The 16,159-nt window shown below is 39.4% G+C and carries 15 protein-coding genes; 11 read left to right on the top strand and 4 right to left on the bottom strand.

The features are described 5' to 3' along the window. Window positions 1-11 precede the first annotated feature (11 nt). From AC1EU0_RS00650 to AC1EU0_RS00640, 3 genes are all read left to right on the top strand, one after another. Window positions 12-1,805 (top strand): diguanylate cyclase domain-containing protein, encoded by a 1,794-nt coding sequence (locus AC1EU0_RS00650; protein ID WP_480299952.1) that lies wholly within the window; start codon window positions 12-14, stop codon window positions 1,803-1,805. A gap of 74 nt (window positions 1,806-1,879) precedes the next feature. Beyond that, entirely contained in the window at window positions 1,880-2,104 is a 225-nt protein-coding gene (locus AC1EU0_RS00645; protein WP_480299951.1) for a DUF3820 family protein, read from the top strand. Between the two features lie 45 nt (window positions 2,105-2,149). Beyond that, entirely contained in the window at window positions 2,150-2,527 is a 378-nt protein-coding gene (locus AC1EU0_RS00640; RefSeq protein WP_480299950.1) for a ribonuclease E inhibitor RraB, read from the top strand. A gap of 3 nt (window positions 2,528-2,530) precedes the next feature. Here AC1EU0_RS00640 and AC1EU0_RS00635 read toward each other — a convergent pair whose 3' ends face one another. After that, the gene (locus AC1EU0_RS00635; protein ID WP_480299949.1) at window positions 2,531-4,249 is read right to left on the bottom strand and encodes a hypothetical protein; all 1,719 of its coding nucleotides are present in this window, start codon (window positions 4,247-4,249) and stop codon (window positions 2,531-2,533) included. Between the two features lie 201 nt (window positions 4,250-4,450). On the opposite strand from AC1EU0_RS00635, the gene rlmN reads away from it, so the two are divergent. From rlmN to der, 8 genes are all read left to right on the top strand, one after another. Further along, window positions 4,451-5,572: a dual-specificity RNA methyltransferase RlmN gene (rlmN, locus tag AC1EU0_RS00630; protein ID WP_480299948.1), complete on the top strand. Its 1,122-nt coding sequence runs from the start codon at window positions 4,451-4,453 to the stop codon at window positions 5,570-5,572. Window positions 5,573-5,599: 27 nt separating this feature from the next. Beyond that, window positions 5,600-6,382, top strand: coding sequence for a type IV pilus biogenesis/stability protein PilW (gene pilW, locus AC1EU0_RS00625; protein ID WP_480299947.1), 783 nt, complete (start codon window positions 5,600-5,602; stop codon window positions 6,380-6,382). Beyond that, window positions 6,382-7,365: a RodZ domain-containing protein gene (locus tag AC1EU0_RS00620; protein ID WP_480299946.1), complete on the top strand. Its 984-nt coding sequence runs from the start codon at window positions 6,382-6,384 to the stop codon at window positions 7,363-7,365. Before pilW ends, AC1EU0_RS00620 begins: the two co-directional genes overlap by 1 nt. Window positions 7,366-7,437: 72 nt before the next feature. After that, complete coding sequence (gene ispG / locus AC1EU0_RS00615) at window positions 7,438-8,553, top strand: flavodoxin-dependent (E)-4-hydroxy-3-methylbut-2-enyl-diphosphate synthase (RefSeq protein WP_480299945.1); 1,116 nt, start codon at window positions 7,438-7,440, stop codon at window positions 8,551-8,553. Window positions 8,554-8,657: 104 nt separating this feature from the next. Then, window positions 8,658-9,932, top strand: a complete 1,275-nt coding sequence (hisS, locus tag AC1EU0_RS00610; protein ID WP_480299944.1) for a histidine--tRNA ligase — start codon at window positions 8,658-8,660, stop codon at window positions 9,930-9,932. An 11-nt stretch (window positions 9,933-9,943) separates the two neighbouring features. Then, a complete protein-coding gene (locus AC1EU0_RS00605) occupies window positions 9,944-10,564 on the top strand; it encodes a YfgM family protein (protein WP_480299943.1) in 621 nt (206 codons plus the stop codon). A gap of 14 nt (window positions 10,565-10,578) precedes the next feature. Next, window positions 10,579-11,757, top strand: a complete 1,179-nt coding sequence (bamB, locus tag AC1EU0_RS00600; RefSeq protein ID WP_480299942.1) for an outer membrane protein assembly factor BamB — start codon at window positions 10,579-10,581, stop codon at window positions 11,755-11,757. A gap of 126 nt (window positions 11,758-11,883) precedes the next feature. After that, window positions 11,884-13,356 (top strand): ribosome biogenesis GTPase Der, encoded by a 1,473-nt coding sequence (gene der / locus AC1EU0_RS00595; RefSeq protein ID WP_480299941.1) that lies wholly within the window; start codon window positions 11,884-11,886, stop codon window positions 13,354-13,356. A gap of 37 nt (window positions 13,357-13,393) precedes the next feature. Here the strand turns inward: der and AC1EU0_RS00590 are convergent, their stop codons facing one another. The 3 genes from AC1EU0_RS00590 to AC1EU0_RS00580 form a co-directional block, all read right to left on the bottom strand. Then, window positions 13,394-14,110: a hypothetical protein gene (locus AC1EU0_RS00590; protein ID WP_480299940.1), complete on the bottom strand. Its 717-nt coding sequence runs from the start codon at window positions 14,108-14,110 to the stop codon at window positions 13,394-13,396. Window positions 14,111-14,708: 598 nt separating this feature from the next. Then, the gene (locus AC1EU0_RS00585) at window positions 14,709-15,419 is read right to left on the bottom strand and encodes a hypothetical protein (RefSeq protein ID WP_480299939.1); all 711 of its coding nucleotides are present in this window, start codon (window positions 15,417-15,419) and stop codon (window positions 14,709-14,711) included. A gap of 76 nt (window positions 15,420-15,495) precedes the next feature. Further along, window positions 15,496-16,146 (bottom strand): thiopurine S-methyltransferase, encoded by a 651-nt coding sequence (locus AC1EU0_RS00580; protein WP_480299938.1) that lies wholly within the window; start codon window positions 16,144-16,146, stop codon window positions 15,496-15,498. Window positions 16,147-16,159 lie beyond the last annotated feature (13 nt).

The following is a 16,159-nucleotide window of genomic DNA, read 5'->3' as shown; positions in this document are numbered from 1 at the left end:
TCATGGTGTTAATGGCTAATGTAGCTTTCTCTTTTGAAAAAGAAAGTGTCAATGACCAAGATCTTTTAGATATTAAATCATTGTTAAAGACGGATGTGCTATCTGCAGAAAAGCAGATTGAAGAGTTATTGCAAACAAGAGTGCTGTCAGAGCATCAAAATATTGAGTTATTATTATTAAAATCCACAGCTAACTTATATTCGGGTAAGTTTGAAAATGCATTAAAAGTTTTATCTGAAGTGGACTGGGAAAAAAGTAGTAAAAAACAATTAGTCAATGCGTTAAATAGTAAATACATTGCTTATATTAGTTTAAATAATTATAAACAAGCTTTGGAAATGGCACAAAAGCAACTTGAACTGGTGCGTTTCATTGAAGATGTTCCAATTCAAATTAGTGTTTATTTTAGATTGCTTAATTTTTTTAATAATTTTGAAGTATTTGAGCAAGTTTTTAAGTATGCAGATAAACTAAAAAAAATTTCAAATGGAAAGTTTAAAAATGAAGAGTGTACTACCGACTTATTTTTAGCCAGTGCGCACAGAGCGAAAAACAACGACTCAAAAGCAGAAAGTATACTCCTTAATATTGTCTCTGACTGCGGTAAAAATGCGGCTCCTGTACTTAGTGGATTAAGTTATCGAATGCTAGGTGAACTCAAGATTGATAGTAATCAGTATTTGAATGGTATTGATTATCTGGAGCAAGCTAAAGCTATTTACGAAAAATTGAATTTTCAGGTTGAAATAGCAAGAGTTAATGTTTACCAAGCTAAAGCATATTTAGAGTTAAAGCAGCATAATAAAGCAATCGGGTTAGCCAAAACGGTATTAACCTTACCTGAAGATATCAGCTTATATGATTCAATACGCATTGCTCATCAAATATCAGGCAAAATAGCCCATCATAAGCAAGATTATAAGGCAGCTTATTACCACTCCCAAAAAGAACAGTTTTATCACAAATGGTTGTATGATGATGATAAAGCTAAAAAGTTAGCTATTGAAGCAGCAAAGTTCAATTTCGAGGAGCTTGAAAGGGATCTTATATTTGCCGAAAGTCGCAGCTATATGGTATCGGGACTTGAGTTAAAGCATCGTCAACAAATCAAAACCTTTGAGTCGAGCCAAAGATACAGGAACATTCTAATTGTTACTTTGGCTGGGTTACTTATAGGCAGTTGGGGCATTGGTGTTGCATTGGCTGTGCATAACCGAAAAGATAAAGTCACCGGTCTGCCAAGAACATCTGATGGCAATGTGCGTGGCTTGACAGTTTATCGTCATTCAGATCAATCAAAACAAAGCTTTGGTATCGCTATTATTGAACTCGATAACATTATGCCAATTAAAGACCACTATGGTGTATATGTTGGAAATGAAATCTTAAAAGATATCGCTATTTTGCTAAAAAAATCCGTAGGAAAAGGCAGAGTTTATCGCGAAGACTTTGCTCGTTTTTATGCGTATTTTTTATTAGACGAACAAGAACAAATTTCTCAGTCCTTAGAGAACGTACTTATCCAAATTGGTAAAATTAATGGTGGATTTAAAGAGCTACCATTTCAAGTTAGGGCAAGCATAGGGTATGACACACTTGAACGTGGATTAGAAAAAGAGACGTTTAATAATGCAACTTCTCAAGCGAGCACCGCGCTGGATGAAGCTAAAAAGTTGGGCGGCAATAAATTGATTCAATACTCTAAAGATATTGATACTCACAATGAAGAATGCTCTCGTCAGTTGCGTTTTGTGCAGTTCATCGACCCTAAATTAATGGGACCCGCAGGAAAGCTAATATCATAGAAGCCGATTCTAAAGTTGGATCGGTTTTATTTTGTGGTTAAAGTACTTCAACCCACTTTCTAGATTTTACTTTTATGAATGAACCGTTAGGGCAACAATTAATCGATGCCATTAATCAAAAAATGCCATTCGGCAAGTACGCAGGTACACCTTTGTTGTTGTTACCTGAACCCTACTTAGTATGGTTCAAGCAAAAAGGGTTTCCTAATGGGAAGTTAGGTGAACAGTTAGCATTAATGTATGAAATTAAGCTTAATGGATTAGAGTCAGAACTGATGTGCTTTTTGCACTCCAAATAAGATGATATTCTTCGCCGAACTAAAGGTTAATTAGGTATTTATTAGATGTCTGAAATCAGTAAAGAAACCATTGAGGCATTTTTTGCCGAAACTCGTGAGTTTACCCAACAAGCAGAAGCGAACTTTGATATTGATGAAGTGTGTCGTTGGTCGTACTTTTTTGGTGATACCAGTGAACAGAAGCTGACAAAACTTGGTAGTCACCTTGAAAGTGAAGGGTTCGAACCAATTGGGTTTATTGAAGCCGCTGAAGATGATGAAAATCCGGATTTGATTTATTTACGCGTAGATATGGAAGAAAAGCATACAGTAGAGACATTGCATATACGAAACCAAGAGTTTTTTGCCTTGGTAAAAGCTTACGATGTGGAAACTTATGAAGGTATGGACGTAGGCCCTATTGATGAGGTTACCGCTGAATAACCTCTAATGTTTCTGAGAAAAAGCTTGCGCCTGTTGCTCTTCGGTTTCCAAAGAAATACCGGGCGTAAAGTTTTCAACGCGATCATTATCTGTTGCTGGATCAGAAGATTCGTCTTTTATAAAAAAATCATCAGGTGCATAAATACAATAATTTCCGTTATTGCCACAAATAAATGCTCGGTCGTTTTGTTCTGAAGGGGTGTCTAGTATACCAGAAACCTCAAAAAACAATTTGGTAACTTCTTCAAGAATAGAGCATAAAACTTCTTGCTCAAAAGTGCTTCTTGGGAACGGAAATGGCTTTTCATATTCTGCATTTTGATTCTTGACTCTTCTAAATTGAAAATGCTCCCATTCTTCATTTTTTCCGTCTTTACACTTTAACGTGAGATCAACTTCTTCCCAATCGCATCTATTTTCTTCAGTAATGGCTTGAGTTTCCTTTTGAATTTGCTCTTCAAGGCATAGGAAGTATTGTAATTTCCATACATGGTTGGACTCGGTACCGGTTTCTAAGAATAGAGTATCGAAAATTTTATCTAAAAATGTTTTGTCATTAAATTCAATAGAGTGAATGTATGAGGGAAGATAAAAACTTGGGTTTTCCTTTTTATTTTGTAAACGTTTCACTATTTCTACTTGGAATGCAGCAAGAAACATCCCTTTGTATTCAAGTCGTTCAAACTCAGCAATAACTGCTTTTTTATTCTTGGCATCCAATAATAGCCAATTGAGGTCTTTATGTTTGTAAGCTATTGCACATCTAAGTAAACTTTCTGAGCAAGTTTGGGGCATGAATACGCGCGAGGTTTGAACGTTAGGCAAAGGTTCAGCTATATAATTTTCTTCAAAGTAATCAGGGCTTGCAAGCAACTCGTAATGATCACTTTCAGCAACGCATAATGCAATTGGTTCACCTTTTTGAACGTGATGCTCTGGTGAATAAGAGTTGGTAAAAAACGCTAATCCTTTTTGACAACCTAAAAAAATACCATCTACAAAATCAATAAAAAACCTCTGAATTGCGACCTGATCCATACGCGATCTCGATTGTGGAAATTCATGCAAACAAGCTCTAACGTAAAGTGGCGAAAAAAGTTTGAAATTGGCTATTGCAAAGGTGGCATTATAAATATTCTCTGCAAAATTAGGGTTGCAGGAAAAATACTCAACTATATAGTCAGGTAATTGATGGGCATGACTGATAGCCAAGGCAAATGAAGTGTTAATGGCATTTAAAAAATAAGGCTTTGTATTACAGGCTAGCAATGCTTTAGAGATCTTTTTTGGGCTTCCATTAGTTAACCAATAGGGAGTTCTATAGTGACTGGCTAAAAAGCAGCGAGGAAAACAGGCTCCATCGGCAGTAACTTCATAGAGCTCTAATCTTTTAAAGTGAACTAAGTTTGCTGTTGAGCGATAGAAATAATTTGGTGTATTAGTGATGGTTAAATTGTATTTCTGTTGAATAGCATTTCTCATTGATGCTCCAATATGAAATAGTTGTAACACTCTTTCAAAACCCACTTCATTGAGCTTAATTCTGTCTCCCTCTGTTGTTTTCACTATCTTAACTTTGTAAGTTACAAACTGCTGAACCAAACCTTTGTTTTGCTCACAAACCGCAAATGTGACTTCTTGACCATCAGTAGGTGCTGGGTAGCAAGATAAGTCGACACAACGGCTAAGTCGTTCGTTTATAAAATCCCATGTGAATAGCAAGCTAACCTCAAAACGTTGCCTTGGTTAGGTATAGCATTCACCTAATACATAAAAGTCTCAAGCTTCTTTAATAAAGCTTCATTTACAGTAAATACAAGTAATCTGAGTAGCGATTGAAAACTAAACGCAGTATAATCCAGCGCCCCAACAATTGAGTCGTCAGTGTTGGGTATGTTTATAGTTTTTTGAGGTTAGACAACAATGAGTGATAACAAGATCAATCTACTGGATTTGGATCGCAACGCGATGCGAGAACTGTTTGCCGACATGGGTGAAAAGCCGTTTCGTGCCGATCAGTTAATGAAGTGGATCTATCACTTTGGCGTGTCTGATTTTGAAGAAATGACCAATATCAATAAAAAGCTTCGTGCAAAATTGGCTGCGCGCTGCGAAATTGTTGCTCCTGAAATTTCCAGCTATCAAAAATCATCTGATGGCACGATTAAATTTGCAATTAATGTTGGTGATGGCCAAGAAGTCGAAACCGTATACATTCCTGAAGAGGATAGAGCTACGCTATGTGTATCATCACAAGTGGGCTGTGCCTTGGAATGTACTTTTTGCTCTACTGCTCAGCAGGGCTTTAACCGTAACTTAAGTGTTGCAGAGATTGTAGGACAAATTTGGCGCGTATCTGACTTTTTAGGTTTTCAAAAAGAAACGGGTGAACGTCCAATTACCAATGTTGTAATGATGGGAATGGGTGAACCATTATTGAACCTTGCCAATGTGATCCCCGCGATTAAAGTCATGTTAGATGATTTTGGATTTAGTTTATCTAAACGTCGAGTGACAGTATCAACGTCAGGTGTTGTGCCTGCGTTGGATAAAATGGGCGAAGAACTCGACGTAGCTTTGGCGGTTAGTATTCATGCACCAAATGATGAGTTACGTGATGTATTGGTGCCTGTTAACAAAAAATATAACTTAGAGAGTTTCTTGGCTGGAATCCGTCGTTATCTTGCAATATCTAATGCCAACCGCGGTAAAGTGACGCTAGAGTATGTAATGCTAGATCATATCAATGACAGCACTGATCAAGCACACGAATTAGCTAAGCTAATGAAAGATACACCGTGTAAGATCAACTTAATCCCATTTAACCCATATCCAGGTTCTCCTTATGGGCGAAGTTCAAACTCTCGCATCGACCGTTTTTCAAAAGTATTAATGGAGTATGGGCTAACGGTTATTGTTCGTAAAACCCGTGGTGATGATATTGATGCCGCTTGTGGACAGTTGGCCGGAGACATTCGAGACCGTACCAAACGTCTTGCAAAAAAACGCATGCAACAAGATAAGATATCAGTCACAATAGCCTAATCATATTGCAAATAAATTAGGTATGTTATGAAACAAGGATGGCTTATTGGCTGTGTGGTTACGGCGCTTGTACTCACATCTGGATGTGTGACGCAAAGGACTTATAAGGGAACAGAACGTCCAGTAACTGATCCTGGTTTTAATAAAGACAATGCCGCATTAGAAAGAATGCAACTTGGTTTGACCTATTTAAAACGCGGCAATACCGAACAAGCAAAATATAATTTAGAAAAAGCCATGGAGTACGCACCAAATCTTGAAGAAGTGCATATTGCCATGGCTTATTACTATCAAAAAGTTGGTGATACGGCCCGCACTGGACGTGCTTATGAAAATGCGATAAATAGTCGTAATGTCACAGGTGATGCGTATAATAACTTCGGTGTGTTTTTATGTGAGCAAAAGAAGTTTAACCGCTCTGAAACCATGTTTCTCAAAGCCATTAACATGCCTAAATACACTCGAACGGCAGACAGTTACGAAAATCTAGGGCTGTGCATGGAAGCCAGCGGCGATTTATCTAAAGCCGCGAAATACTTCGAATTAGCTTTAAAATATGATCCTCGGCGAGCCAATTCACTCTTGGAATTAGCTAGAATTCAGTTAACATTAAAGCAACTGCCCGCGGCAAAAGCGAAACTTGAACAATATCATAGGCTGGCGATAGCCACTCCTCTAAGTCTACAACTAGGGATTGATATTGCTCGAGCGCAAAATGACAATGATGCAGTTAAGCAGTATGGATTAACATTATTAGCTAAGTATCCAAAATCACAACAGGCTAAGCAATATCGAGCAAGTATGCACTAATGACAGATTCAAATAATCCAGCGTCTGAAACAGACCAAAACAATTCCGAGCCTGAACATACTGTTGGCTCATTATTGAAAATGGCAAGAAAAGATAAAGGCTTAAGTATTGAAGATATCGCTACAGCCCTTAATCTTCGAATTGCAATCATTGAAGATATCGAAAACGATGAATTTAGTAACATGGCCTCTTCGACGTATGTTCGAGGATATATTAAAAATTATGCGCGCTATGTATCTGCCGACCCTTTTTTAATCAATGAATGTGTTGAAAGGCAATTAGCGACTCCTGTATCACCTAGTATGCAAAGCTTTTCGAATAAGACATCTATGCAAGCGGCTAATAGCCAATGGATGTGGATAACGTATCTTATCGTTGCCATTTTAGTGGCAATGTTATGTTGGTGGGGAATACAAAAATCCACAATGTTCTCAGGGTTAGTCGACTTATCAAAGCCTAGCCCAGAAGAGAAGCAAGAATTAGTCAATAAGCAAAGCACACAAGCTGAATCATCATCGACAGAAATTCATGTGGGTTCTTCTGTTGAGCCTAAAACTGAGACAGTTAAAGACAAAGCTGAAAAAGTAGAACCACAACTTCAAACGGTAAACTCCAACAGCAGTCATAACATTCAAGAAAAAACTGAAAAACCTAGTCTGTTAACAGAGTTAGAAAGCGCCGCAGACGTTCCTATATCAGCTATTTCTGTGGAAGATCATAGTGATGAACCAGTGAAGTTAACAGAAATTAATCTAACTTTAACTGGAGATTGCTGGATAAATATTCAAGATGCTACAGGAAAGGTTATTGTTTCTGGACTAAAAAAATCTGGCCGAGTGATCACTGCCGAAGGTGAAGCTCCTTTAAAAGCCATTTTTGGCGCGCCAGAGTCAATCCAACTTAAAGTCGATGGTGTGACTGTGGATATGGATAGGTTTCCAGCTGGTAAAACAGCCAGAATGACATTAGCCGAGAACCCATAATCATCGTGAACTAGACTTCACTGAGTGGCTTGAGTGCCCTTACACAAGTTGCAGGCAGTACGGAGAAATTTTATGTATAGCGAAAATCCCATCAAAAGACGTAAATCAACACGTATTTATGTGGGAAAAGTACCTGTAGGTGATGGCGCACCTATCAGCGTGCAGTCCATGACAAATACCAATACAAACGATGTTGCAGCTACGGTGGCGCAAATTAAAGCCCTAGAAAATGTGGGCGCTGATATCGTAAGGGTATCAATTCCAACCATGGATGCTGCTGAAGCCTTTAAAGAAATCCGTAAGCAAACTGAAGTACCGTTGGTTGCCGATATTCACTTTGATTATCGTATTGCGCTTCGTGTGGCCGAATACGGCGTAGATTGCTTACGTATCAATCCAGGGAATATTGGTAACGAAGAGCGTGTTCGCAGTGTCGTTGATTGTGCTAAAGATAAAAATATTCCAATCCGCATTGGTGTTAATGGCGGTTCGTTAGAAAAAGACTTAATGGATAAGTACAAAGAGCCAACACCTGAAGCTCTAGTTGAATCGGCCATGCGTCATGTGGATTATCTCGACCGTTTCAACTTTGACCAATTTAAAATTTCAGTTAAAGCTTCTGATGTGTTCTTAGCAGTAGAATCTTATCGTTTACTAGCGAAGAAAATTGATCAGCCATTACACCTTGGTATTACCGAGGCGGGTGGTATGAGAACTGGTTCTGTTAAATCTGCTATTGGTTTAGGTATGCTACTCGCTGAAGGCATTGGTGATACATTGCGTATCTCATTAGCTGCTGATCCTGTAGAAGAAATCAAAGTAGGCTTTGATATTCTAAAATCACTACGCATTCGGAGCCGAGGCATTAACTTTATTGCTTGTCCATCATGTTCTCGCCAAGAGTTCGATGTGATCAATACCGTGAATTCATTAGAACAACGACTTGAAGACGTATTAACACCAATGGATGTTTCTATCATAGGTTGCGTAGTTAATGGTCCGGGTGAAGCTTTAGTGTCTGATTTGGGGCTAGCGGGTAGCAATCGTAAAAGCGGATTTTATGAAGATGGTGTACGTCAAAAAGAACGTCTTGATAACGATGACTTAGTGGATAAACTCGAAGCTAAGATCCGAGCGAAAGCGGCTATGTTGTCAAACCGAATTGATGTACAAGATGCATCAGAGTAACCGTCAAACCGACTTTTAGTTAAGTTTTTGCACCTTCACTAAAAAAACGCCTATAATGAGGCGTTTTTTTATTTTTTGTTTTATTAAATCATTCGAGTCTAACTGTGGCAAAACAGATCCAAGCGATTCGCGGAATGAATGACATTCTGCCTACTCAAACTCCCCTTTGGCAAAAATTAGAGTCCATCCTGCGTGCATCGGTGGCTAGCTATGGTTATACCGAGCTAAGAACCCCGATTGTAGAGAGTACTGATTTATTCAAGCGTTCTATCGGTGAAGTGACCGATATCGTCGAAAAAGAAATGTACACCTTTGCCGATAATAATGGTGATAGCTTAACACTTCGTCCAGAAGGTACGGCTTCAACCGTTCGTGCAGGTAACCAACACGGACTTCTATATAACCAAGAACAACGACTTTGGTACATGGGACCAATGTTTCGTCATGAACGTCCACAAAAAGGTCGTTATCGTCAATTTCATCAGTTTGGTGTTGAAGTTTATGGTATTGGTAGTGCCGATGCTGACGCTGAAGTGTTAATGCTTTCAGCAAGACTATGGGAAACGCTTGGTATCAAAGAGCATGTTTCACTTGAAATTAATACTCTTGGTGACAGTGAAGAACGTGCAGCTTATCGAGATGCGCTTATCGGGTTTTTAGAAAAGCACATCGATGTATTGGATGAAGACGCTAAACGTCGTATGTACAGTAATCCATTACGTGTTCTAGACACTAAAAATCAAGACATTCAGGCTATTCTTGTTGATGCGCCAGAACTGATGGATTATTTAGCTGACGATAGTAAGCAACATTTTTCACAATTATGTGAACTACTTGATACTGTTGGTATCCAATACACGGTGAATCCTCGATTAGTTCGTGGGTTAGACTATTACAATCGCACTGTATTTGAATGGGTAACGTCGAGCTTAGGTGCGCAAGGTACGGTCTTAGCTGGCGGTCGATACGATGGACTGGTGAGTCAATTAGGCGGTAAAGACTCTCCAGCGGTTGGTTTTGCCATGGGTATTGAACGCATTATTTTGTTACTGCAAGAGTTGGGATTAGACCAAGATGTGGCACCTGCTGTTGATATATACGTAACGGCAATGGGGGCTGGATGTTATCCGCAAGCCGTGCAAATTGCTGAAAACTTGCGTGAATCATTGCCAAGCCTTAGAGTAATGAGCCACTGTGGTGGTGGTAATTTTAAAAAGCAAATGAAGCGTGCGGATAAAAGTGGCGCTCAGTTTGCCTTAATCATCGGAGAAAATGAGCTAGCGAATAACGAAGTTGGCGTAAAAGATCTTCGAGGTGGAAACGAACAACAAATGGTTGCCCGTGATGAATTGGCAGCTTTTCTTAGAGAACGGATTTAAGAGGTCAACGCGTGGAAATTTATAGCTCAGAAGAACAACAAGTTGATGCTATCAAACGCTTTTGGAAAGAGTACGGTAACTCGATCATTATTGGTGCCGTTGTTGGTTTAGGTGGGCTTTATGGTTGGAATTATTACTCTGACCATCAAGTAGGTCAGGCTCAAAACGCTTCTAATGCCTATCAAGCAGCAGTTAATGATGCCACTGACGAATCTAAGTTAGCTGGTGACATCGCAAAATTTACAAAAGAGCATGATCAAAAGGGTTACCAAGCCATGTTGCAACTGCAACTGGCTAAAGCAGCAGTTACTGCCGGTGAACTTGATAAAGCGGTTACCGCTCTTAAAAGTGTGATTGCAGCAAAACCTGGCTATGGCTTTGAGGAAATGGCCACACTACGTTTGGCGAGAATTCAAGCTGAAAAAGGATTAGTAAGCGAGGCACTTTCCACTCTTTCTCAGGTAACCAATGAAGCTTTTGCACCTCAGCGTGATGAATTAAAGGGAGATTTGTTGGTACGCCAAGGTGACGTAAAGCTAGCAAAAGAAGCCTATGAATCGGCACTAGCAGCAGAAAAAAATGCCAACAATCCAGTATTGAAAATGAAGCTGGATAACCTACCAAAAGCTTAATAGTAAGGAACAGCATGAAGTCTTGGTGTAAAAATTTGCTTGCGGCGAGTTTAAGTGTAGCGCTCTTGTCGGCTTGCTCATCAAAAGATGATGAAGTAAAAATTAATCCATTACCTGAAATTCAGGAAACAGTTTCTCCAAATATTAATTGGGAAACTTCGGTTGGTGATGGCGTTGGTGCTTATTACTCTCGCTTACGACCTGCTATCAATTACGGCAAAATCTATGCTGGTAGCCGAGATGGTGAAGTCATTGCTTATGATCAAAAATCCCATGAGCAATTATGGCAGCAAGATTTAAATCAAGTCATTAATGATGCTGGCATCGAGAAAGATTTTCTATTGGCTTCTGGCTTAACGGTAAGCCGTCATAAAGTGTTTGCTGGTGGTGAGTCTGGTGTGTTGGTTGCACTTGATGAAGCAACAGGTAAGCTATTGTGGCATGTACAAACTGGTGGCGAGCTTACTTCTACACCAACGGTAGGTGATGATCTTGTTGTTGTAACCACCGGCAATGGTTCGATAGAAGCGTTTGACGTTGATACAGGTAAACAAAAATGGGTGCTTGATAATCCATTACCGCCGCTTACTTTGCGTGGAACTGGCGCGGCTAATTATGAAGGTGGTGGTTTCTTCGTTGGTACCGCTGATGGCAAAGTACAAGTTATTGTGCAACAAAACGGTCAGATTGCTTGGGAAACACCAATTTATAAACCTCAAGGTGGCAATGAATTTAGCCGCTTAGCCGATGTAGATATGAAACCTTTGTTATCTGGCGGCAAAATCTATGCGGTTAGCTATAACGGTAACTTAGTCTCTATGGATGCACGTAGTGGCCGTATTTTATGGTCACGTAAATACTCCAGTTTCCACGAGTTATCCGAGTCTGGATTAAGCTTATTTATGGTGGATAGCGATAGCCGAATTTACTCAATTGATAAGCGTAACGGCTTAGAGCTATGGAGTAACTCGGAGCTACTCAACCGTTCACTCACTTCTCCAGCGGTTATTGATAAATATATTGTCGTTGGTGATTACGAAGGCTATTTACACTTTATCGACCGCACATCAGGTGTGATTGAAGGTCGCGTCAGAGTTGATAGTGACGGTTTGTATGTTCAACCTGTAGTGGTTGATGGTAAAATATACGTTCAAGGTCGAAGTGGAACTCTTGCTGAAGTAACGCTTCCTTAAGACTTATATTGAACAAAATTAGATTAAAGCCCTTGGTTCAAAAGTGCCGAGGGCTTATTTTGTTTCTAAGGTGGCACTTTTCAGTGACAGCCAGTTTAGAAACCCAGTAGTAGATAGAGGCATAAAATGATCCCTGTAGTGGCGCTTGTTGGTCGTCCGAATGTTGGTAAATCGACCCTGTTTAACCGTCTTACTCGTACTCGAGATGCACTTGTTGCCGACTTCCCCGGGTTAACCCGTGATCGAAAATATGGTCGTGCCTTTTTGGCAGGTTATGAGTTTATCGTGGTTGATACTGGCGGTATCGACGGTACAGAAGAAGGTATTGAAACCAAAATGGCAGAACAGTCATTAGCGGCGATTGAAGAAGCCGATGTGGTTTTATTCATGGTAGATGCTAGAGCAGGATTAACTGCAGCGGATCAGGCCTTAGCCGACCATCTTCGAGTGCGGGATAAAACGACCTTTTTAGTCGCGAACAAAGTTGATGGCATTGATGGTGACTCTGCCATTGCTGAGTTCTGGGGGCTAGGCATTGGTAATGTATACCAAATGGCGGCTTCACAAGGTCGTGGTGTAACTTCAATGATTGATCAGGCTTTAGCACCTTATGCTGAAGCCATGGGAATTGACCGTGATAAAGAGCTGGAAGATCCTGAAAAAATCCGTGAGTACACTGAAGAAGAAGCGGAAGAAGAACAAAAGCGTTTGCAAGAATTGCCGATCAAATTGGCGATTATCGGTAAGCCGAACGTTGGTAAGTCAACACTAACAAACCGTGTTCTCGGTGAAGACCGCGTTGTCGTTTACGATGAACCGGGTACGACTCGTGATAGTATTTATATCCCAATGGAACGTGATGATCGCGAATACATTGTTATTGATACTGCTGGTGTTCGTCGTCGCTCAAAAGTACATCAAGCTGTTGAGAAGTTCTCGGTAATTAAAACCCTAAAGGCCATTGAAGACGCTAACGTAGTATTGATTGTTATTGATGCTAGAGAAGGGATCAGTGAGCAAGACTTAGGTCTATTAGGTTTCGTATTGAACGCAGGTAAAGCACTGGTTCTTGCGGTAAACAAATGGGACAACATGAGCAACGATGACAGAGAACGTGTTAAAAGCGAACTTGATCGTCGTTTAGGGTTTATTGACTTTGCTCGTATTCACTTTATCTCTGCACTACACGGTACTGGTGTGGGTCATATCTTTGAATCTATCGAAGAGGCTTATGACAGTGCGACTAAGCGTGTAAGCACTTCTATGCTGACTCGTATTATGCAGATGTCACAAGATGATCACCAACCACCGATGATCAACGGTCGTCGTGTGAAGCTTAAATATGCTCACGCAGGTGGTTACAATCCGCCAATTGTTGTTGTGCATGGTAATCAGGTAAATAAGCTACCAGACTCTTACAAGCGTTATATGATGAACTATTTCCGCCGTTCATTGAACGTTGTGGGTTCGCCAATTCAGTTACGTTTCCATGAAAGCTCAAACCCATTTGAGGGTAAAAAAGAGAAGCTAACCTTAAGCCAAGAGCGAAGACGCAAACGTGCCATGGCACATTTGAATAGTCGTAAAAACAAAGAGTAATGAAAGAAAGGGACTGTTAAGTCCCTTTTTTAATGAATCAATTAATGGCTTTAGGAAGATGAAAGTCAACTGATATAGGTACCGGAGATAAATCAAATGGGGAGTTGTGAATTGCATTTCTAACATTGGATTTCGTCACCTGCTGAATACTACTTGAGTGGAATTCTCCCATAGCGATATTATATTTTAAGAACATATTAGGTTTTTGTACCGCTAGTCTAATGCCTGTCCTAGAAACAACTTCATTAGCAAGCGCTACACCGCCACTTATGGTTTTTGTGGGTAATTTAACTAAAACGGCATTTTCAACACAAAGTGCTTCACCTGACAGCCTACACCTATATAAAGCCTCGCCGTGTGAACAAAAAATGTTGTAAGACATTTCAGATACATTATTGGGTTCTAGAGTCCTAGCCAAAGCAGCCACTACTTCTTTATATTCTTGGGACATGGGAGGAATAGAAAATTGCTCACGATCTTCTGGAATGATTAGCCCTTCTTTGGTTAATGTATTTTTTATTGTGGAAGTCTGGTTTGTAAAAAAGTATTCATATCCACTTTTAAATAATGTACCAAATGGTAATTTAGATGCTTTCACTTGGCTCACATGCTGTAATCGCCAAACATTATCATTAACTTTGATAAGTTGATAATTTTGCCCTTTGAACGATAAGCTTTCTGGAGCTTGACTGGTTAAATTTAGAGCACAGAAAGATGCAATGACCTGTTCTTGAGGCGACGTAGGAAAACTCATGACTTATACCATCAATTTATAAAACAATACGCTTGATGGTAAAAGTATAATGCTTAACATTGTCTGACTTAGGTTCTAAGTAAACTTTAAACCTAAAAACATCAGTTGAACGCTAAGCTAGATATTAACCTGATAAATGATATAGACATTTCGTTTTTTGTTGGTTCACCCATTAGGTGAATCGCTTCACGCTCACAAGCTTGCTAAAATTGCTCCTAACTGCGTTGAAGCTTTTGCAAGTAGCACAACTACTTGCTACAAGTTTCGCCTTGTTATCAACAATTTTATCTAAGCCTGAGAACGTGCCCAACTGATGTTTTTAGGTTAAACGAAAGCTGGCTGCCATTGGAACTGAAGAGTATTTGTGTTGCCTAGAGGCCGTTCCCAATTAGACTTTTGATTTGCTGCTGTTAATTTTTTAGGTTAAACAAGGCGGAAAATGTGAAGTGTAGTTGCTCTACACGAACATTTGACAACGCAGTTTAAACAAAAAAGAAACTCAGCCCTTCGGGTTACGCCTAAAATTTGCAAACTCTGCGTTACTCATCATTCATTTAGTCCACTAAATTTCATTCTTCGTGCCTAGATTTTGCAAATTTTAGGCTGTAACAAATCCAAAAGTCTTTAATTGGGAACGGCCTCTAGCGTGTAAAGCCCCACGAATATTGCGGCTTGTCACCTCTTTTATACTATCTATTGAAAATGCCGTCATAGCCAAGCCTTCTTTTGCCTCTTCGGAGGAATTCAGAACAGCAAGCCTTAATCCTCTTCTTGAAACGATTTCATTTATATAATGAATTGTTCCTGTTCGACTCCTTATGGGTAACTGAACGAATATCGCATTCTCTGGAGTTAATAATTCTCCAGTAAGGCGGCAAACATAAATATCACCATGTTTAGGTAAATCAAAGTTGAAGTCTAATTGCGGAATGCTTTTAGGTCTTGGCGTTGCGGCAAGTCTATAGACAGCGTCTTTATAAAGCGAAGATAAAGGCTTAACTGAAAAATGTTTATGATCATCAAGCACAATAGCTTTTTCTTTTGATAGTGCTTTAAGGACAGTGCTTGCTCTGTTATGAAATACAGAATGATATGATTTTTTAAATAATCGAAATATTGGTGAATCGTTTGATTTTGTTGGCGCTGATAAGTGCTCTAGCTCCCACTTTGAACCATCAAGTTTTGTTACTTGATAAACTTGACCTTGCACTCGCAATACGCTTGAACTTTGGCCTGCTAAATCAAGTTTGCAGAAGCGAACTAAAGATTCTTCCGTAATAGAGTTAATTGCGCTCATAATTTTCACCATCAAAAAATATTTGATTCAATGGTAAAAATTACAAGCTGAAAGTTCACTGACTCTGACTTAGGACTATAGTCCAAGGTTATTTTTTTGAGAGTCGATAAACCACTTCATTAAATTCTTTTATCCCTTTTTCTACGGCAGAAGGAAATGCTGGTTCGACAATTTGAGTGAGTTTTTCAATTACAAAATGATGTCCAAATAGCTCATTAACTTCCGATTCAAGAACAGCAAAAGGAGGGCCATTAGCAATGTTTTGATCATACTCAAGAGTGATTAATAAACCTTGTTTTAATTGAGGTGCGACCTTGAGTAATTGAGTTACATAGGCTTGTCGATATTCTTTCGGTAAGGCAATAAGCGCGGCTCTATCGTAAAAGTATTCACAATCAATTAATGATGCTGGTAACTTAAAAAAATCACCTTGAAGGACACTAATTTTTTCAGATGACCAAGTATTGTGAGTTGAAGACTGGGTTATTGTCGCTTCTAATTGTTGTTCATTAAAAAAATCTTTAACGCCTTTTTCAATTAACTCGCTACCGATGACTTGCTGGTGATATTGAGTCAGCCAAGCCAAATCTACGCTTTTGCCACAAAGAGGAACAAAAACCTTAGATTCTTCAGGTAAGTCTCTAGGCCAAAATTCGGAAAGGTGGGGGTTAACGTTTATTTTATGGAAGCCAATACGGCCTTCTTTCCAGCGATTTATCCATTCGTTGTGTTGCTGCATAGGTATTTATTTG

It is taken from the genome of Parashewanella sp. 2210YD4-3 (genome assembly GCF_056591735.1).
The sequence above is the reverse complement of the archived record's forward strand: the minus strand, read 5'-3'. Positions and strand labels throughout refer to the sequence as shown.